25 protein-coding genes and 1 pseudogene are annotated in these 21,419 nt (G+C 74.1%); 13 read left to right on the top strand and 13 right to left on the bottom strand.

What is annotated here, in order from left to right; genetic code table 11:
- Positions 1-19: 19 nt before the first annotated feature.
- The 5 genes from ACGF7U_RS11180 to ACGF7U_RS11160 all read right to left on the bottom strand — a co-directional run bounded on the left by ACGF7U_RS11180 (position 20) and on the right by ACGF7U_RS11160 (position 7,403).
- The gene (locus tag ACGF7U_RS11180; protein WP_393105360.1) at positions 20-1,597 is read right to left on the bottom strand and encodes a trypsin-like serine protease; all 1,578 of its coding nucleotides are present in this window, start codon (positions 1,595-1,597) and stop codon (positions 20-22) included.
- 123 nt (positions 1,598-1,720) lie between these two features.
- Entirely contained in the window at positions 1,721-3,589 is a 1,869-nt protein-coding gene (locus ACGF7U_RS11175; RefSeq protein WP_393105358.1) for an ABC transporter ATP-binding protein, read from the bottom strand.
- Positions 3,586-5,403, bottom strand: coding sequence for an ABC transporter ATP-binding protein (locus ACGF7U_RS11170; protein WP_393105356.1), 1,818 nt, complete (start codon positions 5,401-5,403; stop codon positions 3,586-3,588). Before ACGF7U_RS11170 ends, ACGF7U_RS11175 begins: the two co-directional genes overlap by 4 nt.
- Positions 5,404-5,451: 48 nt before the next feature.
- Positions 5,452-5,952, bottom strand: a complete 501-nt coding sequence (locus ACGF7U_RS11165) for a methylated-DNA--[protein]-cysteine S-methyltransferase (protein ID WP_393105354.1) — start codon at positions 5,950-5,952, stop codon at positions 5,452-5,454.
- Positions 5,949-7,403 (bottom strand): AlkA N-terminal domain-containing protein, encoded by a 1,455-nt coding sequence (locus ACGF7U_RS11160; RefSeq protein ID WP_393105352.1) that lies wholly within the window; start codon positions 7,401-7,403, stop codon positions 5,949-5,951. The genes ACGF7U_RS11165 and ACGF7U_RS11160 overlap by 4 nt, the downstream gene beginning before the upstream one ends.
- A 141-nt stretch (positions 7,404-7,544) precedes the next feature.
- Between ACGF7U_RS11160 and ACGF7U_RS11155 the strand changes: the two genes are divergently transcribed.
- From ACGF7U_RS11155 to ychF, 3 genes are all read left to right on the top strand, one after another.
- On the top strand, positions 7,545-8,027 hold the full coding sequence (locus ACGF7U_RS11155; RefSeq protein WP_393105350.1) for a hypothetical protein: 483 nt from the start codon (positions 7,545-7,547) through the stop codon (positions 8,025-8,027).
- 56 nt (positions 8,028-8,083) lie between these two features.
- Complete coding sequence (locus tag ACGF7U_RS11150) at positions 8,084-8,818, top strand: Type 1 glutamine amidotransferase-like domain-containing protein (RefSeq protein ID WP_393105348.1); 735 nt, start codon at positions 8,084-8,086, stop codon at positions 8,816-8,818.
- 69 nt (positions 8,819-8,887) lie between these two features.
- On the top strand, positions 8,888-9,973 hold the full coding sequence (gene ychF / locus ACGF7U_RS11145; protein ID WP_393105346.1) for a redox-regulated ATPase YchF: 1,086 nt from the start codon (positions 8,888-8,890) through the stop codon (positions 9,971-9,973).
- 111 nt (positions 9,974-10,084) lie between these two features.
- Here ychF and ACGF7U_RS11140 read toward each other — a convergent pair whose 3' ends face one another.
- From ACGF7U_RS11140 to ACGF7U_RS11130, 3 genes are all read right to left on the bottom strand, one after another.
- Complete coding sequence (locus ACGF7U_RS11140; protein ID WP_393105344.1) at positions 10,085-10,786, bottom strand: hypothetical protein; 702 nt, start codon at positions 10,784-10,786, stop codon at positions 10,085-10,087.
- 17 nt (positions 10,787-10,803) lie between these two features.
- Positions 10,804-11,430, bottom strand: a complete 627-nt coding sequence (locus ACGF7U_RS11135) for a hypothetical protein (RefSeq protein WP_393105342.1) — start codon at positions 11,428-11,430, stop codon at positions 10,804-10,806.
- A gap of 165 nt (positions 11,431-11,595) precedes the next feature.
- On the bottom strand, positions 11,596-12,456 hold the full coding sequence (locus tag ACGF7U_RS11130) for an SDR family oxidoreductase (protein ID WP_393105340.1): 861 nt from the start codon (positions 12,454-12,456) through the stop codon (positions 11,596-11,598).
- A 118-nt stretch (positions 12,457-12,574) separates the two neighbouring features.
- On the opposite strand from ACGF7U_RS11130, the gene ACGF7U_RS11125 reads away from it, so the two are divergent.
- The 3 genes from ACGF7U_RS11125 (at position 12,575) to ACGF7U_RS11115 (ending at position 14,546) form a co-directional block, all read left to right on the top strand.
- A complete protein-coding gene (locus tag ACGF7U_RS11125) occupies positions 12,575-13,189 on the top strand; it encodes a TetR/AcrR family transcriptional regulator (protein ID WP_393105338.1) in 615 nt (204 codons plus the stop codon).
- Positions 13,190-13,546: 357 nt separating this feature from the next.
- Entirely contained in the window at positions 13,547-14,008 is a 462-nt protein-coding gene (locus tag ACGF7U_RS11120; protein ID WP_393105336.1) for a hypothetical protein, read from the top strand.
- A 31-nt stretch (positions 14,009-14,039) separates the two neighbouring features.
- Positions 14,040-14,546: a DUF3995 domain-containing protein gene (locus ACGF7U_RS11115; RefSeq protein ID WP_393105334.1), complete on the top strand. Its 507-nt coding sequence runs from the start codon at positions 14,040-14,042 to the stop codon at positions 14,544-14,546.
- Positions 14,547-14,602: 56 nt separating this feature from the next.
- Here the strand turns inward: ACGF7U_RS11115 and ACGF7U_RS11110 are convergent, their stop codons facing one another.
- On the bottom strand, positions 14,603-14,764 hold the full coding sequence (locus ACGF7U_RS11110; protein ID WP_393105332.1) for a hypothetical protein: 162 nt from the start codon (positions 14,762-14,764) through the stop codon (positions 14,603-14,605).
- Positions 14,765-14,854: 90 nt separating this feature from the next.
- Between ACGF7U_RS11110 and ACGF7U_RS11105 the strand changes: the two genes are divergently transcribed.
- Together ACGF7U_RS11105 and ACGF7U_RS11100 are read left to right on the top strand one after the other, a co-directional pair.
- Complete coding sequence (locus ACGF7U_RS11105) at positions 14,855-15,880, top strand: hypothetical protein (RefSeq protein WP_393105330.1); 1,026 nt, start codon at positions 14,855-14,857, stop codon at positions 15,878-15,880.
- Positions 15,881-15,904: 24 nt separating this feature from the next.
- Positions 15,905-16,003: pseudogene (locus ACGF7U_RS11100) on the top strand (pyridoxamine 5'-phosphate oxidase family protein); the annotation flags it as partial.
- A 60-nt stretch (positions 16,004-16,063) separates the two neighbouring features.
- Here the strand turns inward: ACGF7U_RS11100 and ACGF7U_RS11095 are convergent.
- Complete coding sequence (locus ACGF7U_RS11095; RefSeq protein WP_393105328.1) at positions 16,064-16,474, bottom strand: GntR family transcriptional regulator; 411 nt, start codon at positions 16,472-16,474, stop codon at positions 16,064-16,066.
- Positions 16,475-16,654: 180 nt separating this feature from the next.
- On the opposite strand from ACGF7U_RS11095, the gene ACGF7U_RS11090 reads away from it, so the two are divergent.
- The 3 genes from ACGF7U_RS11090 (at position 16,655) to ACGF7U_RS11080 (ending at position 18,554) form a co-directional block, all read left to right on the top strand.
- Positions 16,655-16,918 carry a hypothetical protein gene (locus ACGF7U_RS11090; RefSeq protein ID WP_393105326.1) on the top strand — a complete coding sequence of 88 codons (264 nt, stop codon included), beginning with the start codon at positions 16,655-16,657 and terminating at the stop codon, positions 16,916-16,918.
- Positions 16,919-16,999: 81 nt separating this feature from the next.
- On the top strand, positions 17,000-17,335 hold the full coding sequence (locus tag ACGF7U_RS11085) for a YciI family protein (RefSeq protein WP_393105324.1): 336 nt from the start codon (positions 17,000-17,002) through the stop codon (positions 17,333-17,335).
- Positions 17,328-18,554, top strand: a complete 1,227-nt coding sequence (locus ACGF7U_RS11080; protein WP_393105322.1) for an RNA polymerase sigma factor — start codon at positions 17,328-17,330, stop codon at positions 18,552-18,554. The genes ACGF7U_RS11085 and ACGF7U_RS11080 overlap by 8 nt, the downstream gene beginning before the upstream one ends.
- Here the strand turns inward: ACGF7U_RS11080 and ACGF7U_RS11075 are convergent.
- From ACGF7U_RS11075 to ACGF7U_RS11065, 3 genes are read right to left on the bottom strand one after another with little or no spacing between them, the layout of a single operon-like run.
- Positions 18,547-18,909 (bottom strand): PH domain-containing protein, encoded by a 363-nt coding sequence (locus tag ACGF7U_RS11075; RefSeq protein ID WP_091103067.1) that lies wholly within the window; start codon positions 18,907-18,909, stop codon positions 18,547-18,549. The genes ACGF7U_RS11080 and ACGF7U_RS11075 overlap by 8 nt on opposite strands.
- 5 nt (positions 18,910-18,914) lie before the next feature.
- Positions 18,915-19,700 carry a class I SAM-dependent methyltransferase gene (locus ACGF7U_RS11070; protein WP_393105320.1) on the bottom strand — a complete coding sequence of 262 codons (786 nt, stop codon included), beginning with the start codon at positions 19,698-19,700 and terminating at the stop codon, positions 18,915-18,917.
- A 49-nt stretch (positions 19,701-19,749) separates the two neighbouring features.
- On the bottom strand, positions 19,750-20,634 hold the full coding sequence (locus ACGF7U_RS11065) for a LysR family transcriptional regulator (protein ID WP_393105318.1): 885 nt from the start codon (positions 20,632-20,634) through the stop codon (positions 19,750-19,752).
- A gap of 85 nt (positions 20,635-20,719) precedes the next feature.
- Between ACGF7U_RS11065 and ACGF7U_RS11060 the strand changes: the two genes are divergently transcribed.
- Together ACGF7U_RS11060 and ACGF7U_RS11055 are read left to right on the top strand one after the other, a co-directional pair.
- Positions 20,720-20,860, top strand: a complete 141-nt coding sequence (locus tag ACGF7U_RS11060) for a hypothetical protein (protein ID WP_393105317.1) — start codon at positions 20,720-20,722, stop codon at positions 20,858-20,860.
- Positions 20,857-21,249, top strand: coding sequence for a VOC family protein (locus tag ACGF7U_RS11055; protein ID WP_393105315.1), 393 nt, complete (start codon positions 20,857-20,859; stop codon positions 21,247-21,249). Before ACGF7U_RS11060 ends, ACGF7U_RS11055 begins: the two co-directional genes overlap by 4 nt.
- The last annotated feature ends 170 nt before the right edge of the window (positions 21,250-21,419 follow it).

Here is a 21,419-nt window from a genome sequence, read left to right as displayed (position 1 = left end):
CGGCGCGGGGCCGGCCGGGTCAGCGGAGGGCCGGTCCGCTCAGCGGGCCCTTGGTGGCCAGCCGGATCCGCAACCCGCCGTAGGTGCGGGCGTTCGCCCGGTCGAGGATCGTGGAGACCGGGGCGTAGGAGTTCCGCTCGTTCGGGTTGGTGCAGGCGCCCTGCCCCGGGTCGCCGTGCGACAGGATGCCCAGCGCCTTGCCGTCTGCCTCCGTGAAGAGCGGGCCGCCGCTGTCGCCCGGTCGGGCGCAGATGCGCACGTCGATGCCGCCGCTGGTCTTGCCGATGATCTCTCCGCAGCGGGTGCCGGGCAGGTAGCCGGCGCCGGCGCCGGAGTCGACGTACTGCTCGCCGGCCTTCGGCGTGTACGCCGCGCCGGTCGCGCAGACCACCCAGCCGGGCTGGATGGCGCTCCACGGCACGTGCCCGGTGACCGCCACGTCGCCGCTGCCCCGCGTGGCGCACCGCGGGTTGTCGGGCACGCACCAGTAGTTCACCAGGCTGGGCACCTGCGTGGCCCCCACCGGGTACGCCCACCTCCCGATCGCGCCCGCCTGGTACGGCATGATCGCGTAGTCGTACGGGTAGGCGTTCTCGGCCAGGCCCTGCCTCGACGCCTCGACGGTCACCGGCACCTTCGGGCCGAGGAACTGGTGCCAGGTGCGGTCCACCAGTTGGTGCCGCCCGCCGACGACGCAGTGCCCCGCCGTCAGCACGTACGGGTCGCGCAGCCCGACGAGCACGTTGAAGCCCGTCGTGCAGCCGCCGACGGTGCCGTCGTCGCGCGGCACGTCCAGCCGGATGCCGCCGCGCATCGGCGCCTGCGCGCAGTCGCGCGGGTCGCAGGCCTTCTGCACCACGGCGCCGGCGATCCGGGGCCGGGCGCGGGCCGGCACCCCGGCGGCGCGCAGCGCGTCGGCCAGCCGGGGATCGTCGGCGCGGATCCGGTCGCCGGTGAGCACGACCACCTCGTTGGCCCGCTCGTCCACCACCACGTCGGCGCCGGCCGTCGCGTCGAGCGTGGTGGCCAGCCGGGTCGCCGCCTCGGTGAGCTGCCGCAGCGGGTGGCGCACCGGCACGACCCGGATGTGCGCCGCGTCCGGCATGTTGGCCACGATCGCCCGGACCGGCTCGACGCCGGTGGCGGCGACGGTGAGCACGCCCCCGGCGGCCTGGTCCAGCCACATCCCGCCGTACGCGGCGGGGAACTCCGCCGCGAGCGACGCGGCCAGCGGCGCGGACAGCTCCTGGAGCGCGAGCCGCCGGACCGCCTCGTCGGTGTCGACCCGGTAGCGGTCGCGCAGGTAGGAGACGGAGGCGGGGCTGTCCCCGGCGACCTCGGCGGCCGGGCGGGCCCGGAGGGTCACCGCCGCGCCCGGCGTGGCGCCGCCGCCGGGGCGGCCACCGAGCCCGCTGTCCGCGCCGGCCGGCGCGGCCGCCGGGGCCGCGCCGTCACCCGGCGGGACCGGGGTCCCCGCGGCGGTGGGCGTGGCCGGCGCCCGGTCGGTGTCACCGAACGGCATCCCGGCGACCGCCGCCGCACCCACCGCGCAGGCGACGACCACCCCGGCCGCCACCACCCGTCGTCGCAACCGCACCTGGCAACCTCCCCCGTCTCGCCGTCGGGATGGTCGGGGACCGCTCCCGCTCGGCGCGGTGAGTCTAGTGGCACGGTTGATCATCGTGGGCCCCGTGCGGCCGGTCCGTCCACGCCGCCGGACTCACACCAGGGAATCGCGCCACTGCCGGTGCAGGGCGGCGTACCGGCCGCCGGCGGCGGCGAGCCGGTCGGGCGGGCCGTCCTCGACGATCCGGCCGCCGTCGAGCACCAGCACCCGGTCGGCCGTCTCCACGGTGGAGAGCCGGTGCGCGATCACCAGGGCGGTGCGGTCCCGCAGGACGGTGCCCAGCGCGCGCTGCACCAGCCGCTCGGTCGGCACGTCCAGCGAGGAGGTCGCCTCGTCCAGGATCAGCACCGTCGGGTCGGCCAGGAACGCCCGGGCGAACGCGACGAGCTGCCGCTGGCCGGCGGAGAGCCGGCCGCCGCGCCGGTGCACCTCGGTGGCGTACCCGTCGGGGAGGGCCGCGATGAAGTCGTGCGCGCCGATCGCCCGCGCGGCGGCCTCCACGGCGGCGTCGTCGGCGCCCGGCCGGCCGAACCGGATGTTCTCCGCGACGGTGCCGCCGAAGAGATGGGTCTCCTGGGTCACCAGCACGACCGCGCGGCGCAGCTCCGCGTCGGCGACGTCGCGCAGGTCGACCCCGTCGAGGCTGACCGCGCCGGCGAGCGGGTCGTGGAACCGGGCGAGCAGCTTCGCGACGGTCGACTTGCCGGCGCCGGTGGGCCCGATCAGCGCCACGGTCTGCCCGGCCGGGACGGCGAGGTCGAGCCCGGCCAGGATCGGCGCGTCCGGCCGGTAGCCGAAGGTGACCGCGCGGAAGTCGACCGCCCCCCGCCCCGGCCCGCCGGGCAGCGGCACGGGCCGGGCCGGCTCGGCCACCGACGGCCGCTCGTCGAGCACCCCGGCCAGCTTCTCCAGTGCGGCGGTGGCGGACTGCAACGAGTTGTAGAACTGGCTCAGCTCCTGCATCGGCTCGAAGAACCGCCGCAGGTAGAGCAGGAACGCCGCCAGCACGCCGACCTCGGTCGCCCCGCCCAGCACGCGAGCGCCGCCGTAGCAGAGCACCACCGCCACGGTCACGTTGCCGATCACCTTGATCCCCGGCGAGTACGTCGCCATCAGCCGGAACGCCTGCCGGCTCGCCACCCGGTAGTCGTCGTTGACCGTCGCGAAGATCCGCTGGTTGCGCGACTCCCGGCGGAACGCCTGCACCGCCCGGATGCCCCGCATCGACTCCACGAAGTGGACGATGACCAGGGCCATCGCCTCCCGGGTGCGCCGCCACGCGTCGGCCGACGCCCGCGCGAACCAGCGGGACAGCCAGAACAGGAACGGAAACGCGAGCAGGGTCACCGCGGCCAGCGGCAGGTCCAGCCAGAGCAGGATGCCGGCCACCGACAGGATCGACAGCACCGCCAGCACCAGGCCGTCGATGCCGCCGCCGACCAGTTCCCCGATCGCGTCCAGGTCGCTGGTGAGCCGGGAGACCATCCGGCCGGAGGTGTACCGCTCGTGGAACGCCACGGACAGGCGCAGGAAGTGCCCGTACACCCGCTGGCGGAGGTCGAGCAGGACGGCCTGGCCGATCCGCGCGGAGAGGGTGAGGAAGCCCCGGCGGGCCGCGTACTCCACGACGGTGGCGGCGGCGAACGCGGCGGCGACGGCCAGCAGCGGGCCGGGCTCGCCGGCCCGCAGCGGCGCGATCGCGCGGTCGATGCCGAGCATCACCAGGTACGGCCCGGCCATCGCGGCGGCGTTCTGGCCGAGCAGCAGCGCGACGGCCAGCCCGAGCCGGCGCCGGTGCGGGCGCAGCAGGTCGCGCAGCAGCGCCCGGCTGCGGACCCGGAGCCGGGCCACCGCCTCGGGCGCGGTGTCCTCGGCGAGGCTGCGGTCGGCGTCGGGGTCGGTGGCGACGCCGCGCCACCGGGTGAGGTCCGCCCCGCCCGGGTGGGCGGCCCCGCCGGTCACGACCGCACCAGGCCGCGGCCGTCGGGCGGCGCGGGTGCCGCCTCGGCGGAGAGCACCGCGCGGTACGCCGGCACGTCGGCGAGCAGTTCGGAGTGCCGCCCGACGGCGGTGATCCGACCCCCCTGCAGCAGCGCCACCCGGTCGGCGAGGGCGATCGTGGAGGGCCGGTGCACCACCAGCAGGGCGGTGGCGTTGCGCAGCACCCGCTTCAACGCGGCCTCCACCAGCGCCTCGGTGTGCACGTCGAGCGCGGAGAGCGGGTCGTCCAGCGCGAGCAGCGCGGGCCGGCCGAGCACCGCCCGGGCCAGGGCCAGCCGCTGGCGTTGCCCGCCGGAGAGCGACAGCCCTTGCTCGCCCACCCGGGTGGCCAGCCCCCACGGCAGCTCGTACGCGAAGTCCGCCTGGGCGAGCGCGAGGGCGGCCCGGACCTCGTCCTCCCCGGCCTCCGGGCGGCCCAGGGTGAGGTTCTCCCACACGGACATGGAGAACAGCGTCGGCTCCTCGAAGGCGACCCCGACCAGCCGGCGCAGCGAGGACAGCCGCAGGTCACGCAGGTCGTGCCCGTCCAGGGTGATCCGGCCGCCGGTCACCTCCTGCAGCCGGGGCACCAGGGAGAGCAGGGTGCTCTTGCCGCTGCCGGTCGCGCCGACCAGCGCCACGGTCTCGCCCGGCTCGACGGTCAGGTCGACGTCGCGCAGCACCGGCGCCGTGGTCCCCGGGTAGCGGAACGAGACCCGCTCGAAGCGGAGCCGGCCGCGCACCTCGGCGCGACGCAGGGCGACCGCGCCCGGGGCGTCCACGATGGCGGGCGGGGTGTCCAGCACCTCCAGAACCCGGTCGGCGGCGGTCGCCGCCTCCTGGCCGTTGGCGATGATCCAGCCCAGCGACTGCACCGGCCAGATCAGCATCAGCTGGAGGCTGACGAACGCGACCAGCTCGCCGATGGTCAGCACGTCACCGGCGGCGGCCGCCGCGCCGGCCACCAGCACCACGCCCAGGGTCAGGTTCGGCACCAGGTCGAGCAGGGCGGAGGTGCGGGCCAGCAGCCGGCCCTTGCCGACCCCGGTGTCGTGCAGCGCCCGGGCGTCGACGGCGAACCGGGCGGCCAGCTCCGGCCCCCGCCCGTACGCCTTCATGGTGCGCAGCCCATGGGCGGTCTCCTCGACCAGCGTGGCCACGTCGCCCTGCTGGTCCTGCATCCGGCGGGAGGCGGCGTGGTACTGCCGGGCGAAGCGCCGGGTGATCAGGAACAGCGGCACCGCGCTCGCCGCCACCAACAGCCCCAGCGCGGGGTGCAGCCGGATCAGCAGCACCACCACGGCCAGGTAGGTCACCAGGTTGAGCACCAGGAAGAAGAGGCCGAACGAGAGGAACCGGCGCAGCACCGACAGGTCGCTGGTGATCCGGGACAGGAGCTGCCCGGACTGCCACCGGTCGTGGAATCCGGCCGGCAGCCGTTGCAGGTGGGCGTAGACGTCGGCGCGGATCGCCGCCTCGATCCGCATCGAGGACGACGACTGCACCCAGCGCCGGATGAAGATCAGCAGCGCCTCGACCAGGCCGAGCAGCAGCGCCAACCCGGCAAGCCGGAGCAGCCCGGCCGGGTCCTGCCGGGCGACCGGGCCGTCCACCACCCGCTGCGTGACCAGCGGTACGGCGATGCCCGCCCCGGTCGCGGCGAGCCCGGCCAGCAGCAGCCAGCCGAACTCGGCCGCGTGGGGGCGCAGGTAGTGTCGCAGCCGCCAGAGGTTGTGCAGCGGATGCGGGCCGGCCTCGACCCCGGGAGCGGGGTTGCCGTCGCTCTCCGCAGGCACTACCCGACGGTAGCGTCAAACGGGAGCGACGCCGCTGTCAGCTTCCCGTCACGGCCGCTCGTGTCCGAGAAGCCACTTCTTCACCTCCAGCCCCCAGCGGTAGCCGCCGAGCGTCCCGTCGGTGCGCAGCACCCGGTGGCAGGGGACGAAGAGCGCGGCCGCGTTGCGGGCGCAGGCCGCCGCGGCGGCGCGTACGGCCGCGGGACGGCCGGCCAGCCCGGCGTAGGCCGTGTAGGTCACCGGATCGCCCGGCTTCACCTCGCGCAGCACCTGCCAGGCGTGCGCCATGAAGACTCCGCCGGTGTGCTGCTGCACCGGCACGGCGTCGATCGCGGTCAGCTCGCCGTCGAAGTAGGCCGCCACGGCGGCGGTGATCGGGCCCAGGTCGGCCCGGTGCCGCAGCGGAGCCCGCAGCGTCGGGTGCACCAGCGGGAGCAGGTGCTCGGGGTCGTCGGTGAAGCCCGCCGCGCGGACCGCCCCGTCCGGGCCGGCCACGATGCTGAGCGGTCCGGCCGGGGTGTCGATGACGGTGCTGTCGTTCATGCTCATGCTGCTCTCCAAAGTCGGATCACCGCGTACGAGCGCCAGGGGCGCCAGCGGTCGGCGTACGCGCCGAGGGTCTTGGGGTCGTCGGGCAGGCCGAGGGCGGCGGCGCCCCGGCGTACGGCCAGGTCGGTGGGGAGGAGGACGTCCGGGTCGCCGAGGGCGCGCATCGCGACGTAGCCCGCCGTCCACGGCCCGATGCCGGGCAGCGCCAGCAGCCGCCGGACGGTCTCCTCCCGGTCCCCGCCGGGCGCCAGGTCCACCGACCCGTCGGCGACGGCCCCGGCGAGGGCGCGGATCGTCTCCCGCCGCCCCGCCGGCATCCCGAACACCTCGTCCGGCACGCCCAGCACCTCCTCGGCGGTAGGGAAGCCGGTCAGCCACGGCCCCGGCTCGTCGGGGACGTCGGTGGTGGGCGGGCGGAGGTGGTTCAGCAGACGGGTGAGGGTGGTGCGGGCCGAGCGGACGGAGACCTGCTGGCCGACGATCGCACGCAGGGCCATCTCGAAGCCGTCGACCGAGCGGGGCAGGCGGATCCCCGGCTCGGCGGCGACCGCCCCGGCCAGGGCCGGGTCGGCGGCGAGGGTGCCGTCGACGGCGGTCGGGTCGGCGTCGAGGTCGAACAGGCGGCGGCAGCGGGCCACCGCGGGAGCCAGGTCGCGCATGTCGGTCAGCCGCAGGGTCGCCGTCACGTGCCCGTCCGCCGGAGTCAGGGTCACCTCGCCCGCGCCGTGCGGCAGCCGCAGGCCCCGGCGGTACGTCCCGTCGCGCACCTCCTCGACGCCCGGCAGCGCGCGCAGCGCGAGGAAGTCCAGCAGCGCCCCCGCGTGCAGCGGCGGGCGGTACGCGAGCCGCAGCGTGATCGTCCCCGCCCCGCCCGGCGCGGGGAACCGGCCGCGCCGGGCGGCACGCAGTTCGGACGGGGCCGTCCCGTAGACCTCGCGGACCGTGTCGTTGAACTGCCGGACGCTGCCGAACCCGGCGGCGAACGCGATCTCCGCCATGCCCAGGTCGGTGGTCTCGATCAGGGTGCGGGCGGTCTGCGCGCGTTGCGCCCGGGCCAGGGCGAGGGGGCCGGCGCCCATCTCCGCCCGCAGCATCCGGTGCAGGTGCCGTTCGGTGTAGCCGAGCCGGGCGGCCAGCCCCGGGATGCCGTCCCGGTCGACCACCCCGTCGGCGATCAGCCGCATCGCCCGGCCGACCACGTCGGCCCGGACGTCCCACTGGGGGGAGCCCGGGGCGGCGTCCGGCCGGCACCGCCGGCAGGCGCGCAGCCCAGCGCCCTGGGCCGCCGCGGCCGAGGGGAAGAACCGGACGTTCTGCCGCTTCGGCGTCGTCGCCGGGCACGACGGCCGGCAGTAGATCCCGGTTGAGGTCACACCGGTGTAGAACCACCCGTCGAACCGCTGGTCGCGGCTGTCGACGGCCCGGTAGCACCGTTCGAAGTCCAACTCCACGCCACCGATGATGCCCCTGCTCGGCGCCCCCGGCTCGCGGAAATCGGACGCGGTCGTACGGGCGGGAACGGGACGTCGGGCGCCGAAACTGTCGGTTGTGGTCGGTACCGTCCGGCCACCAACTCAAGAAGGGGTGCGGCAATGGCGAGCGTGGCGGGTCGGGAAGCGGCGTCGACACGGGACGGGCACCCCCCGCTGGACGCCGTGGTGGTGCAGGGCTTCTACGACCGGATGCGCGCGGTCGCCCCGGCCGCCGTCGGCGCGATCGAGCGGGACCGGGCCGGCGACCCGGGGCGGGCGTTCGGCGACACCGCCTGCGGCCGGCTGGTGCGCTCGCTGGACGCCGACGGGGTCCGGGCGCTGGGCATGTGGGTGCACCACTGGTGCATGCGCTTCTACGACGACGACACCCGGGTGGCGCTGCGCCTGGTCCGGGAGATCGCCGGCCGCCCCGGGCTGGGCTGGACGGCCGACGAGGTGCGCTGGATGCTTCGCGAGTCGTACGCGGCCGGCCCGGCCGCCGAGGCCCGCTTCACGCTGCCGCTCGCCGCCGCCGGGGAGTTGGCCCCCGGCGCCCTGCGGATCGAGCCGGTCGTCCCGCGCCAGCCCGGCCCCCGCGACTGACCGGCGGCGCCTGCCGGGCAGGATGGGGCGGCGCAGACCCCGACGGAAGGACGACCGTGCCCGCCAGCGAACCGACCATCCTCGCCACCAGCATGGGCCTCTACGCCCCGCGCCGCGAGGGCGAGGCCCGGCGGGTCAACCCGGTGTTCGACCTCGCCGCGGAGTTGGCCGGCGCCGGAGCGGAGCCGAGGATCTGCTTCCTCAACCAGGCCGAGGGGGACCAGCCGACCACGCTGGCCCGGGTCTACGAGGCGTTCGCCGGCAGCCGGTTCCGGATGACGCACCTGGCGCTCTTCCCGATGCCCAACGTCGACGACATCCGCGCCCACCTGCTCGCCCAGGACGTCGTCTGGGTGGGCGGCGGCAGCGTCGCGAACCTCTGCGCGGTGTGGCGGGTGCACGGCCTCGGCGAGATCCTGCGGGAGTGCTGGGAGGCCGGCGTCGTGCTCGGCGGGGTCTCCGCCGGGTCGATCTGCTGGCACGCCGGCGGCGCCACCGACAGCTTCGGCACCACCCTGCGCGGCTTCACCGACGGGCTGGGCTGGCTGCCCTACGGCAACGGCGTGCACTACGACAGCGAGGAGCAGCGCCGGCCGCTGATGCACCGGCTGGTCGGCGACGGCACGCTGCCGACGGCGCACTGCACCGACGACGGCACCGGCCTGCTCTACCGGGGCGAGCGGCTGGTCGAGGCGGTCGCGGACCGCCCGGGCGTCGGCGCGTACGAGGTCAGCCGCGGCCCGGACGGCAACGTGCGGGAGACCCCGATCGGGCCGCGCCTGCTCGGCTGAGCGCCACCGGCGGGGCAGTCGGAGCCTGCCTGCCCGTGGGTGGGGGGCACCGGCGTAAGCTGGCTCGTCGTGAGTCTCACCATCGGCATCGTCGGCCTGCCCAACGTCGGCAAGAGCACCCTGTTCAACGCGCTGACCAAGAACGACGTGCTCGCGGCGAACTACCCGTTCGCCACCATCGAGCCCAACGTCGGCGTCGTCGGGCTGCCGGACGAGCGGCTGCACAAGCTCGCCGAGATCTTCAGCTCGCAGAAGGTGCTGCCCGCCCCGGTGTCGTTCGTCGACATCGCCGGCCTGGTGCGCGGCGCCTCGAAGGGGCAGGGCCGGGGCAACGCGTTCCTGGCGAACATCCGCGACGCCTCGGCGATCTGCCAGGTCGTCCGGGCCTTCTCCGACCCGAACGTGGTGCACGTCGACGGCAAGGTCTCCCCGGCCGACGACATCGAGACGATCAACACCGAGCTGATCCTCGCCGACCTCCAGACGCTGGAAAAGGCGGTGCCGCGGCTGGAGAAGGAGGCCAAGCTCCGCAAGGACCGGGCCGCCGCGGTGACCGCCGCCAAGCAGGCCGTCGAGCTGCTCGACACCGGCGTCACCCTCTACGCGGGCGCCAAGGACGCGGGCATCGAGCTGGAGCACCTGCGCGAGCTGCACCTGCTCACCACGAAGCCCTTCCTCTACGTGTTCAACGTCGACGAGGCCGAGCTGGGCAACGCCGAGTTCCTCGACGAACTGCGCGCCCTGGTCGCCCCCGCCGAGGCCGTCTTCATGGACGCCAAGATCGAGTCCGAGCTGGTGGACCTGCCCGAGGAGGAGGCCCGCGAGCTGCTGGAGTCGATCGGGCAGCCCGAGCCGGGGCTGGACCAGCTCGTCCGGGTCGGCTTCCGCACGCTCGGGCTCCAGACGTACCTCACCGCGGGCCCCAAGGAGGCGCGGGCCTGGACCATCCCGGTCGGGGCGACCGCGCCGGAGGCCGCGGGTGTGATCCACTCCGACTTCCAGCGCGGCTTCATCAAGGCCGAGGTGGTCTCCTACGACGACCTGGTCGCTGCCGGCTCGATGGCTGCGGCCAAGGCGGCCGGCAAGGTCCGGATCGAGGGCAAGGAGTACGTGATGCAGGACGGCGACGTCGTGGAGTTCCGCTTCAACGTCTAAAGCCGGCCGGTCTCCGCAGGGCGGCGGGATGTGCCCGCCACCCGGGGGCGCCGGGTGGCGGGATCGACTACTCAGACAGCGGATCGGGCCCCGGGGACGGCGGCGTACGGGTCAACGGCGTGCCTCCAGGCGGGCGCGCAGGTCCGCGTAGTCGTGGTCGGGGAAGAGGCGCGGGAAGACGTCGAGCATCTCCTGCAGCCCGTCCACGAGCGGGATGAACCCCATGCCGCAGTCCTCCGGCTGGCAGTACAGGTACTGCCAGCCGATGACGCCCTTGGTGACGAGCAGGGTCTCCAGGTAGGCCGGGTAGTCCAGCTCCATGGGGACGACGCCCTGGCGCATGTCGAAGAACCAGATCTCGGGGTCGGCGGTTCCCGGGGTCGCGCGCAGCAGGGCCATACGGCCGGACCCGGTCCGGGGCGTGTCGTCGAAGATTCGCAGATCCTTGAACAGGGAGCGCTCCGCGTCGTCCTCGCCCTTCCAGAACCGCGTCATGCGCAGGTTGCCGACCGCGCTCATGATGTGGCGAAGCTTGAAATCACCGACGAGTGCCGTGCCAGGCCGCCGGGACCGCCAGGCCGCCTCGACAGCGCCGTGGCGGAAGAAGTATTCCTGGATGCGGTGGCTGAGCGGCAGGTCGTAGTCCTCTGCGAGTTCCTCGAACACCTCCTCGGCGACGTCGAGCGCGTGGATGATCTCGTCCATCTGCGCCCGGTGGACTTCGAACTCGATGGTCTCCCCGATCTCCTGGAGGACCCTGGCGCAGCGCGCCTCGAAGGCGTATCGGAATTCGGCGTCGTCGGTGGTCGTCATGCCGCGGGCCGGCTCCCTCATGCTTCCGACCCGCGGCGCGGCTCGCGGGCCTCTTCGCCGAGCGGGGCGCCGCGCCAGTGCCACTGGTCGAGCCGCGGGCGCCCCGGCAGCTCGATCCGGCCGGTGGCCCAGCGCAGCGCGGCCCACGGGTCGACGTCGGTCAGATCCCGCGCCGCCTCCGGAAACAGCCGGGCGAGGACCCGCGCGCACACCTCGCGCGGAGGATCGAGGGCGAGGCCCAGGCCCCGGGCGATGTCGTCGCCGTGCAGCAACGCCTCCGCGCACCCCATGGCGGCGAAGCCCTCCGGATCCGCCCGACCGCTGGGGTGGTAGGCCCGAACGTCCGGCCCGGACGCGCGGACGGTGGCCGCCAGGATGCGGCCACCCGCCTCGGCGAACTCCAGCATCTGCTGGGCGGGAGCGTCCTTGTCGGCGGAGGCCATGAAGCACACGAAGCGCCCCTCCGGCCGGGCCACGAGCTGGCCCGCGAACGACAGCAGGCAGTCGCCGATGTGCTCGGCGGTGTGCCAGCAGTCCCACTCGAGACCGTCGGCCGGCGCGGACCAGTCCAACCCGGTCGCCGGCCGCAGGCTGGCGACGAGGCTGGACATCGTCGCGTCGAGATCGTCGGCGGTGACCGCCATGTCTTCCCCCAAGCTCGCGGGACCGGTGCCGCACCGGCCGCTGGCGACCAGCCTGCCCCACGGGTGTGACATCTCGTTCCCGTGCCGGCCCCGGGTGCTGCCGCACCGACCGGCCGGCCCTGGTCCTCCTCGCGACCGCGAGGAGGACCAGGGTTCCCGTTCAGGTCACTTCGCCCCGGGGGCCGGCACCGCCTTCTCGGCGGCGCGGCTCACCTCTTCCCAGGCCGCCCAGGTCTCCATGCGCCGCTTCGAGATGTCGAAGGCGACGTCGTAGACCATGCTGCCCAGCAGGAGCCGCAGCGGCGGGTCGTCGCTGGCGACCAGTTTCATCACGGCCTCGGCGGCGAGGCGCGGCTCGCTGTCGACCGACCCCTCCGCCCACTGCCTGGCCAGTTCCTCGCGCAGCGGGTCGTAGGCGGGGTTCGGGGTGGCCGTCCTGCTGCTGGTGTAGAGGTCCGTCCAGTAGCCACCCGGCTGGACGATGGTGACCTTCACCCCGAACCGGGCGGCCTCGGCGGCCAGCGCCTCGCTCATGCCCTCCAGGGCGAACTTGCTCGCGCTGTAGAGCCCGGTGCTGGGGAAACCACCGAGGGCGCCGATGCTGGAGATCTGCAAGAGGCGCCCGCCGCTCTGGGCCCGCAGGTGCGGCAGGACGGCCTGGCTGACCCAGAGCGCGCCGAAGAAGTTGAGGTCCAGTTGAGCGCGGGCCTCGGCCTCGGTGAACTCCTCCACCATGCCCATGAAGAGTGCCCCGGCGTTGTTCACGACGACGTCGAGCCGGCCGAAGTGTCGGACCGCCCGGGCGACGACGTCGAAGACCGCCGCCCGGTCCGTGACGTCGAGGCCCAACGCCAGCAGGCGGCCGGGGTGTCGGGCGGCGAGGCCGTCGAGCGGCGTGACGTCACGGGCGGCGCCGACCACCCTGTCACCGGCGGCGAGCGCGGCCTCGGCGAAGGCACGGCCGAGGCCACGACTCGCTCCGGTGATGAACCAGACCCGGGATGCGGCGGTGCCTGAGGCTTCCATGAGAAGTTCCCTCCATAAAGCGAGACGGACCGTCTCGTCTTGTTTACGTGAGTGACCATACCCGACCCGACCCGGTTGTCAAGACGGACCGTCTCGTCTCTTTGCTAAATTTGGGCCCGTGCCGAAGCAGAAGGTCACCCCCGACTCCAGCCGCCGCAGCGAGACGGCGCGGCGGGCCATCCTCGCCGCCGCCCTCGACCTCGTCGGCGAGCTGGGCTACGCGAAGCTCAGCATCGAGGGCATCGCCGCCGCCGCCGGCGTCGGCAAGCAGACCATCTACCGCTGGTGGCCGTCGAAGGGCGCGCTGCTGTTCGACGCCATCCTCGCGCTCGCCACAGACGGGCAGGACGGCCAGAGCGCCGCCCTACCCGACACCGGCGACCTCGCGGCAGACCTGAAGCTGGTCCTGCGGGCCACCGTCGCGGAGTTGAACGAGCCGCGCTACGACCAGCCCATGCGTGCCCTGCACACCGAGATCGTCCACGATCCCGCGCTGGCCGCCGACTATGCGGAGCGGTTGGACGGGCCCATGCGGGAGCTCAAGAAGGAACGCCTGCGCGCCGCCCAGCGCGCGGGGCAACTGGCCGAGGACGTCGAACTCGACGTGGCCGTCGACATGCTGTTCGGACCGGTCCTCAACCGGTGGCTCCAGCGCACCGGCCCACTGACGCCCGAGTACGCCGACCAGGTGGTGGACACGGCGCTGCGCGGTCTGCGGCCACGAGACCGATAGGACCGGGGTCGGCGCAGGGAGCCGCCGAGTCGCCCCTGCCCGTGCGGCCCGACGCCCGTCACTTCCGCTTCGACGAGTTCACGGCCCAGATCGCCACGGCGGCGCAGAGGATCAGGCAACTCAATCCGCCGCAGAGCAGCACGCCGATGGCGAGAAGGCCCGACCCCATGGGGCATGATCCTAAGTGCCGGGTAGGCGAACCGGCGTCCCCGCTCCCGACCGCCGACCATGCTCACCCGCGCTCCGGCCCCGTGCCCGCGACGTCGCCCGTCCCTGCGGCCGCTCCCTCTCGCGGGGGAGCCGGATCCCTCGGTCACGGGAGTGGGACCCCGGCCCGCCGCGGCTACGGTCACCTCCATGGGTGATCAGGTTCGCGTCCGGCGCTGGCCGGCGTACGGGGTGGCGGTGCTGTTCCTCGCGTACGCGATGGGAAAGGCCGTCTTCGCGGCGCAGTCCCGGCTCGGATTTCCGGGCGGCCCGGTCGTGTCGGCCGCCGAGCACGAGAGCTACGCCCGCGACGTCATGGCTGTGGCCACGGCCCAGTGGTCGGCGGCCGCGTCCGGGCTGTTGGCCGCGTGTCTCGCCATCGCCACGGTCACAACGCCGGCGCGCCGGGTGCCGAGGCCCCTCATGCTGCTGGTGCTCGCCGGCATGCTGCTGGCCGGCGGAGCCGGCGCGTCGATCATGGCGGTGGACGGCCTCATCGGCATCGGTGTGGGCTGGCAGTGGTACCACGGGGTCGTCGGGCTCGTCGCGATCGGGCTGCTCCTGGAGATGATCCGGTCCTACGCGAGGTCGACGAGACGTGCCACGGCCTGATCGCACGCGGTGGGGCGCGTACGGGGCGGCGGTGTGCGCCACCGTTTACGGCTCGATGAAGCTCGCGCAGGCGCTGGGCGCCAACGCGCTGGCCGACAAGGACCCGCTCCCGCCGGAACTGCGGGAACGGCTCCTCGCGCGGGATCCGATGTTCGTGGCGAGCCACTGGGCGCTGGCTGCCGCCGCGGTGGTCGGCGTCGTGGTCGCGCTGGCCACGCTACGACCCTGGCGGGCGGCGCCCCCACGTCGCCTGCTGCTCGCGATCGCGTGGACGTTGGGGGTCTTCATGATCGCGCGGTCGATCGGGGTGCTGGGGTTCGGCTTCGTCGGCGACGCGCTGCTGCTGACCGGGGTCCGTCCGCCCCCGGTCGAGCACGCCGCGCTGGCCCGTGAACTGGCGCGGTGGGACCTGTTGCTGTGGTCGCCGTTCTTCCTGCTCTGGGGGGCCTGCTGGACGGCGGTGGGACGGCGGCTGGGCAGCGGGTCGCTTCCCGGCGAACGCCCCGGCGGCCCCCGCCACCGGCTCCCGGCCGGGTGAACCGGAGGCGGCACGGCTCACCCGCCGCCCGTCTGGCCGCGCCCCCACACCTCCCCCTAGACGCCGTGGCGTTCCGCCGCGTACCGCTCCTGCGTGGCGGCCGCGTCGCGCGCGGCGGCGGAGTCCTCCGGCGAGGACAGCCGCCGCCGGTCCCGCCGGCCGACGACGACGAACACCACGACGGCCAGCACCACCAGCACGCCGAGGACGACCAGCACCGTCTCCTCGCGGCAGACGGTACGGCGTCGGCGCCACCGGCGGTGGTCGCGAGCCGCACGCGGGGCCGGTCCGCCCCTACCATCTCCGTCATGATCACTCCGCCGTTGGCGCCCGACGTGCTCGCCCGCTACCCCGGCCTGGAGAAGCTCGGCCGCACGGCCACCCGGCTGCACCCGCGGCCCGGGGCGGTCGCGGCCACCGACAGCCACGTCGGCGGGCCCCTGCTGTGGCCGGCCGACGAGCCCTGGCCCACCTGCGTCACCCCGTACATGGTGCAGGAGGAGGTGCCGATCCCGGTCGAGCTGGTGGCCCGGATGCGGGCGGCGGAGCGCGGGCGCCGGCAGTCGCACATCCTGGCCGAGGGCGAGATCGAGCTGCACCAGGAGATCGCCGCGCTGGTCGGCCCGGGTTTCGTCGGCTGGGGCTCGCGCGGCGGCGGCCCGGTCGTCGGCTACCGGTACGTGCCGCGACCGCATCTGACGCCCAATCCGATGATGGCGCTGGCGCAACTGCGCGCGCAGGACGTACCCGACCTGCCCCGGCCCGGTGGGGCCGACCTGTTGCAGGTGTTGTGGTGCCCGTTCGAGCACTCCGCGGGCCCGTGGGGGCCGACGGTGGAGCTGCGCTGGCGGCGCGAGGCGGACCTGACCGACCTCCTCGCGGAGCCGCCGCGCGGCGAGGTCGGCACCGACGGGTACGTGCCCCGGCAGTGCCGGCTGCACCCGGAGCAGATCGTCGAGTACCCGTACCCGGAGGAGCTGCCGGAGGGCCTGCGGAGGCTGGTCGACGAGCAGGACGAGGAAGGTGGCGACGACGACGAGGACTACGTCGACACCTTCATGGCGCCCGGCTGGAAGGTCGGCGGCTACGCCGACTGGAGCCTCACGGACCCGCACCCGACACCGTGCCCCCGTTGTGCCGGCCCCACCACGTTGGCCCTCGTCATCGACTCCTCCGAGCGGGGCACCGGGCGGTGGCAGCCGACCCGGGCGGACGGCGAGCCCGACCACGACCCGTACGAGCCGACCGGGGTGGTCGTCGGCCGGCACGGCGCGCTGCGCGTCTTCGTGTGCCTGAGCTGCCCGGACGTGCCGTTCCTGCTCAACCAGCAGTGAGGAGTGACCATGCCGCCGGCACGCTACTGGTCGGCGTTCCGGTGGGAGAACGAGCACGTCGAGCGCGGCCGGCCGCTGTCCGAGCCGCCCCGCGACACGCTCGTGGTGATCAAAGAGGTGCGTTGGCGTTCGTGGTGTTCCGCTCCCGGAGCAGCGAACGCGCCGCCCGTGACGGCGGTGGGGTCAACTGGCGGGGCGGGTCAGTTCGATCTGGTCGCCGGCCAGCACCTCCGTGGTGCCTCCCGGATGGCGGACCTCCAGCACCGGCACGCCCTCGTCGAGCTGCATGCTCCGCCGCTCCGCGCCCGTGGGCATCCGCGCGATCACCGTTCCGCCGGGCACGAGTTCGACGGTTTCGCGCCGTGGGGTCTCCCGGACCCGAGTACCGCGTCGGCTCGTGCTGACCAATCCCTCGGACCGCAGGATCCCGATCGCCATGCGGACAGCGTCACGCCCGATGCCGTACTCCTGGGTGAGCCTCGCCTCGCTGCTCAGGACGGAGCCCGCCGGCAGCTGTCCCGACTCGATCTGCTGTCGCAGCAGGTCGGCCAACTGAACGTAGACCGGCGTGTGCGAGCGCGGATCGATGGTCATGCCCCAAGCCTTGTGCCCTCGTCGCCACGACCTCTTGTGGCTATATAGCTACATGGCCTTGATGGGTGGTAGCTACTTCGCTAGTCTCCCTGTCACCGGACCGAAGTCGCTTCTTGTTCCTTCGGCAGAGAGGCAGGCCACGATGCGCCCGATGTACCCGCCAGTCGGAGGTCACTGCTGATGAGAGCTGCCCGGGAGCGCTTCGTCATCCACCTGCCGGTGGTCACGAGGGATCTGCTCTCCGCCGTACGCCTGGCTCGGGTCGTGGCGCGGTGGGCGAGCGTGCTCGCCCAGACCGACCCCGGCGAGACGACGGTGTCCGCCGAGGACGCGCAGCACCTGCGGCACCGGGTCTTCTGTGACACGCTGCTGCCCGACGGCCGGCGCTGCCTGCTCCGGGCCGACCACGACGGGCCCTGCACCCGCCGCCCGGCGGGATTCTGAGATCGCCGGTCGCCGGGGTGTCCGGAATCGGGCCGCCCGTTCGTCACCCTGGTGAGAACCCGACACCGAGGAGCGCGGCAAATGAAGTTCCTGATGTTCGTCTGCACCGACAGCGAGCCGGACACCGACCAGACCGACTGGCCCGACATCGAGGCGTGGGTCGCGGAGAACGACGCCCGCGGCCGGCGGCTGACGGGCGACGCCCTCGCGGCGACGACGGCGGCCACCACGGTCCGCGTCCGCAACGGGGAGCTGCTGGTCTCCGACGGCCCGTTCGCCGAGACCAAGGAGGTGATCGTGGGCTTCGACCTGCTGGAGTGCGCCGACCTGGACGAGGCGATCGAGGTGGCCCGCGCCCATCCGATGGCCCGCGAGGGGCGGCTCGAACTCCGCCCGATCGTCGACCTGAATGGCTGACGCCGGCGTCGACGACCGGCTCGCGGCGGCCGTCGCCGCCGCGAGCCGCGAGTCGTACGCCGGGATCGTCGCGGCGCTGATCCGGGTGACCGGCGACTGGGCCCTGGCCGAGGACTGCGCCCAGGAGGCGTTGACGCTCGCGCTGACGCGGTGGCCGGCGGACGGGGTGCCCGCCAACCCGGGCGGCTGGCTGATGACGGTGGCCCGCAACCGCGCGGTCGACGTGCTGCGGCGCGCCTCGGTGGAGCGGCGCAAGCTGCGTGAGCTGGCCGCGCTCACGCCGACCGGCCCGGCGCCGGGACCGGCGGGGGAGGGGGAGATCGTGGACGACCGGCTGCGGCTCGTCTTCACCTGCTGCCACCCCGCCCTGTCCCTGGAGGCGCGGGTCGCCCTGACGCTGCGTACGGTCTGCGGGGTGCCGACCGCGGACATCGCGCGGGCCTTCCTGGTCACCGAGTCGACCATGACGCGACGGTTGACCCGGGCCAGGACGAGGATCGCCACCGCCGGCATCCCCTACCGGGTGCCGACCGGCCCGATGCTCGCCGAGCGGCTCCCCGGCGTCCTCGCCGTGCTGTACCTGCTCTTCACGCGGGGCTACGACGCCGACGGCGAGCCTGCCTTCGCCGACGAGGCGATCCGCCTGGCGCGGCTGCTCGACCGGCTGATGCCGGCCCAGCCCGAGGCGGCCGGCCTGCTGGCCCTCTTCCTGCTCCAGCACTCCCGGCGGGAGGCCCGCCGCGACCGTGACGGCAACCTGCTCACCCTCGACCGGCAGGACCGATCGCGTTGGGACCACGCCGCGATCGCCGAAGGGCTCGCCGTGCTGGCGCGGGCCGCTCCGGACGGCCCGTACGCCCTCCAGGCCCGGATCGCCGCGTGCCACGCCACCGCCGCGTCGGTCGAGGCCACCGACTGGGTCGCGATCGCCGAGGCGTACGACCGGCTCGCCCGGTCGCAGCGGTCACCGGTGATCGAGTTGAATCGCGCCGTCGCGCACGGCTACGCGCACGGGCCGGCGGCGGGGCTGGTGTTGCTCGCCGCCGCCCGGGCCGGTGGGGCGCTGGACGGCTACCCCCTCGCCGTCGCCGCCGAGGCCGAGCTGACCGCCCGGCAGGGCGACCGCGACCGGGCCGCCGCACTGTTCCGGCGGGCCGCCGACGCGCACTCCGGGGCGGAGCGCCGCGCCCTGCTGGAGCGCGCCGACCAGCTCAGCTGATGTGGTGCAGGATCACGTTGTGCACATGGTGGCTCTTCTGGGCGCCGCGGAACTCCACCTCGTAGGTGTGCGTGCCGACGTGGATCGCGATCGCGCCGGTGGAGAAGAACGAGCCGCCCCAGGACTTGTTGCTGACCACGCTGACGCTGGTGATCTTCGAGTACGGGATGCTGGTGATGGCGTACCGCTTGCCGACGAAGGAGCGGTCCTGGATGATCACGCGCCGGTCGGTCAGGCCGATGAAGCCGGTGCCCGTGCCGACGGCGTCGTAGACGGCGATGATCTGTTCTCCCTGGAGCAGACCGCTCTGGATCTGCTGGAACTGCTCCTTGCGGTCGTACGTCGCGTTGGCCATGCCCCTCACGGTAGGCAGGCCGCGCCAACCCCAAGATCATCTGTGCCGGGAGTCGACGTGCGGCGCGCGACGACGAGGAACTCGCCGTCGCCCCGGCCCACCGGCTCCCCGCCCCAGCCGCCGGACACCCGCTCGACCGTGAACCCGGCGGCGCGCAGCGACACCCGCAGCTCCTCCTCGGTGCGGAAGCGCAGGGTGGCCGAGCTGAGCAGTTCCTCGCCGTCGGCGAACAGGTAGTGGTGGGTGTAGCCGACCACGCCGCCCGCGACGGCGGTCACCTCCGTCCACGCCCGCACCACGTCACCGTCCGGCAGCGTGATCAGGCGCCGCGAGTCGACCGGGTTCCAGCGTTCCCACCGTCGGTCCGCCGGGTCGCGCGAGTCGAACGCCAACCGGCCGCCGGGCACCAGCGCCCGGGCCAGGTCGGCGAGGGTACGCGCCCACTCGGCGTCGTCCACGAAGAACTGCGCGACGTGGCTGGTCATCACCGCCACGTCGAACGATCGGCCCGGCAGCGCGGCGGAGGTGCCCTCGATCCAGGTCACCCGGTCCGCGCCCGGTCTGGCGCGGGCGGCGGCCAGCGACGGGCCGGCCGGGTCGACGCCGGTGACGGTGTGGCCCGCGGCGGCCACGCCGAGGGCGAGCCGACCGGTGCCGCAGCCCAGGTCGAGCACCCGGACGGCCGGCGTCTCGTCGACCAGGGCGAGGAACCAGTCGTCGTCGCGTGCCCAGGGGCACTCGGCGTCGTAGACCCGGACCAGCCGCGGATGGTGGAACTCGCCGTGCCTCATCGGGGCGGATCATGCCATCCGGCGCACACGACGACGACCCCGTGGCGGGTCAGCGTCCGTTCGCTTCGGTCGCGGCCCGGACGAACTCCAGGACCCGGGCCGTGGTGTTGCTCTCCCGCCAGACCAGGCCGCGCCGGATCGGCGGCGCGTCGCGGATCGGCACGTAGGCCACGTCGGGGCGCGGGTAGTAGCGCCTGGTGTGCTCGCCCACCGGGAGCACGCCCCGCCCCATCGCGACCAGCGTCAGCATCTCCGAGAAGGTGTTGCCGATCGGTCCCTTCGGCACCGGCCGCCCCGACGGGGTGCGCTCGGGCGTGCGGTCGCGCTTGAACTCCGCCGAGGTCACCGCCGGGTACTGCACCACCGGATGGTCGCCGAGCACCTCCAGGGTGACGGACTCCTTGCCGGTCAACGGGTGCCCCGCGGCCACCGCGAGCACCCGGTCCTCCTCCAGCAGCGCCGGCCCGCAGGCCATCCCGTCGAAGGGGTACGCGGCCATCAGGATGTCGATCGAGCCGTCGACCAGGCTCTGCCGGGAGTTGAAGAGCTGGACCTCGTGCACCTCGACCTGGCAGTCGGGGTGGCGTTGCGAGAAGAGGGCGACGGCCTTGAGTAGCGTCGGCGCGGTCCACTCGCCGAGGAAGGCGACCCGCAGCAGCCCGGTGACGCCGCGGCCCGCCTCGACGGCCCGGCGTACCGCGTCGTCCATGCCGGCGACCAGCGGCGCCAGGTCGTCGGCGAGTTGCCGGCCGATCGGGGTGAGCTGCACGACCCGGCTGGTGCGGGCGAACAGCGGGGCGCCGATCCGGCGTTCCAGCTTCTTGATCACGTGGCTGATCCGCCCGGTGGTGACCCGCAGGCGCTCGGCCGTCCGGCCGAAGTGCAGCTCCTCGGCGAGCGTCAGGAAGGTCTCAAGCTCGTGGCGTTCCAGCACGTTGCGTCCCGTCGTTGAATCCGGATCAACGATCGTAGTGTGATCGGGTCTTGGTCGGCGTGGCCGGTCGGCCGATCGTGAAGGCATGGAAAAGACGACAGTCACCGACTACCTGGCCGGCCTCGACGCCCCACCGCGGGAGATCGGCCGGACGCTCCTCCCCGTCATCAATTCGGCGCTCGTCACCGACTGGCTGCGCCAGGCCCACGACCTGGAGGCGAAGTGAGCGCGGTGCGGGTCACGGGTTTCGACCACCTGGTGTTGAACGTCTCCGACGTCGAGCGGGCGTTGGACTTCTACTGCGACGTGCTGGGCCTGGCCCCGGTGCGGGTCGACGAGTGGCGGGCCGGAAAGGTCCCGTTCCCCTCGGTACGGATCAACACGGGGACCATCATCGACCTCGTCCGCCGCGACCGGGGCGAATCCAACGTGGACCACTTCTGCCTGGTGGTCGAGCCCCTGGACTGGCAGCGGATCGTCGACTCGGGCGTGTTCACGGTCCTGGAGGGGCCGGTGGGCCGGTTCGGCGCGCGCGGCAGCGCCACCTCCCTCTACGTGCGGGACCCGGACGGCAACTCCGTGGAACTGCGCTGGTACCCCCAGGACGTCGAATAGCCGTCCGGCGCGACAAGCCCCGCCGGCGCGACGGCCGGCGGGGCTTGTCGGGGGGGGGGGGGGGGGGGGGGGGGGGGGGTTGGGGTTGGGGCGGGGGGGGGGGGGGGGGTGGGGGGGGGGTGTGGGGGGGTGGGGGGGGGGTTTGGGGGGTTTGGGTGTGCGGGTGTCGG

It is taken from the genome of Micromonospora sp. NPDC047670 (assembly GCF_043204915.1).
Taxonomy (GTDB): domain Bacteria; phylum Actinomycetota; class Actinomycetes; order Mycobacteriales; family Micromonosporaceae; genus Micromonospora.
The sequence above is the reverse complement of the archived record's forward strand: the minus strand, read 5'-3'. Positions and strand labels throughout refer to the sequence as shown.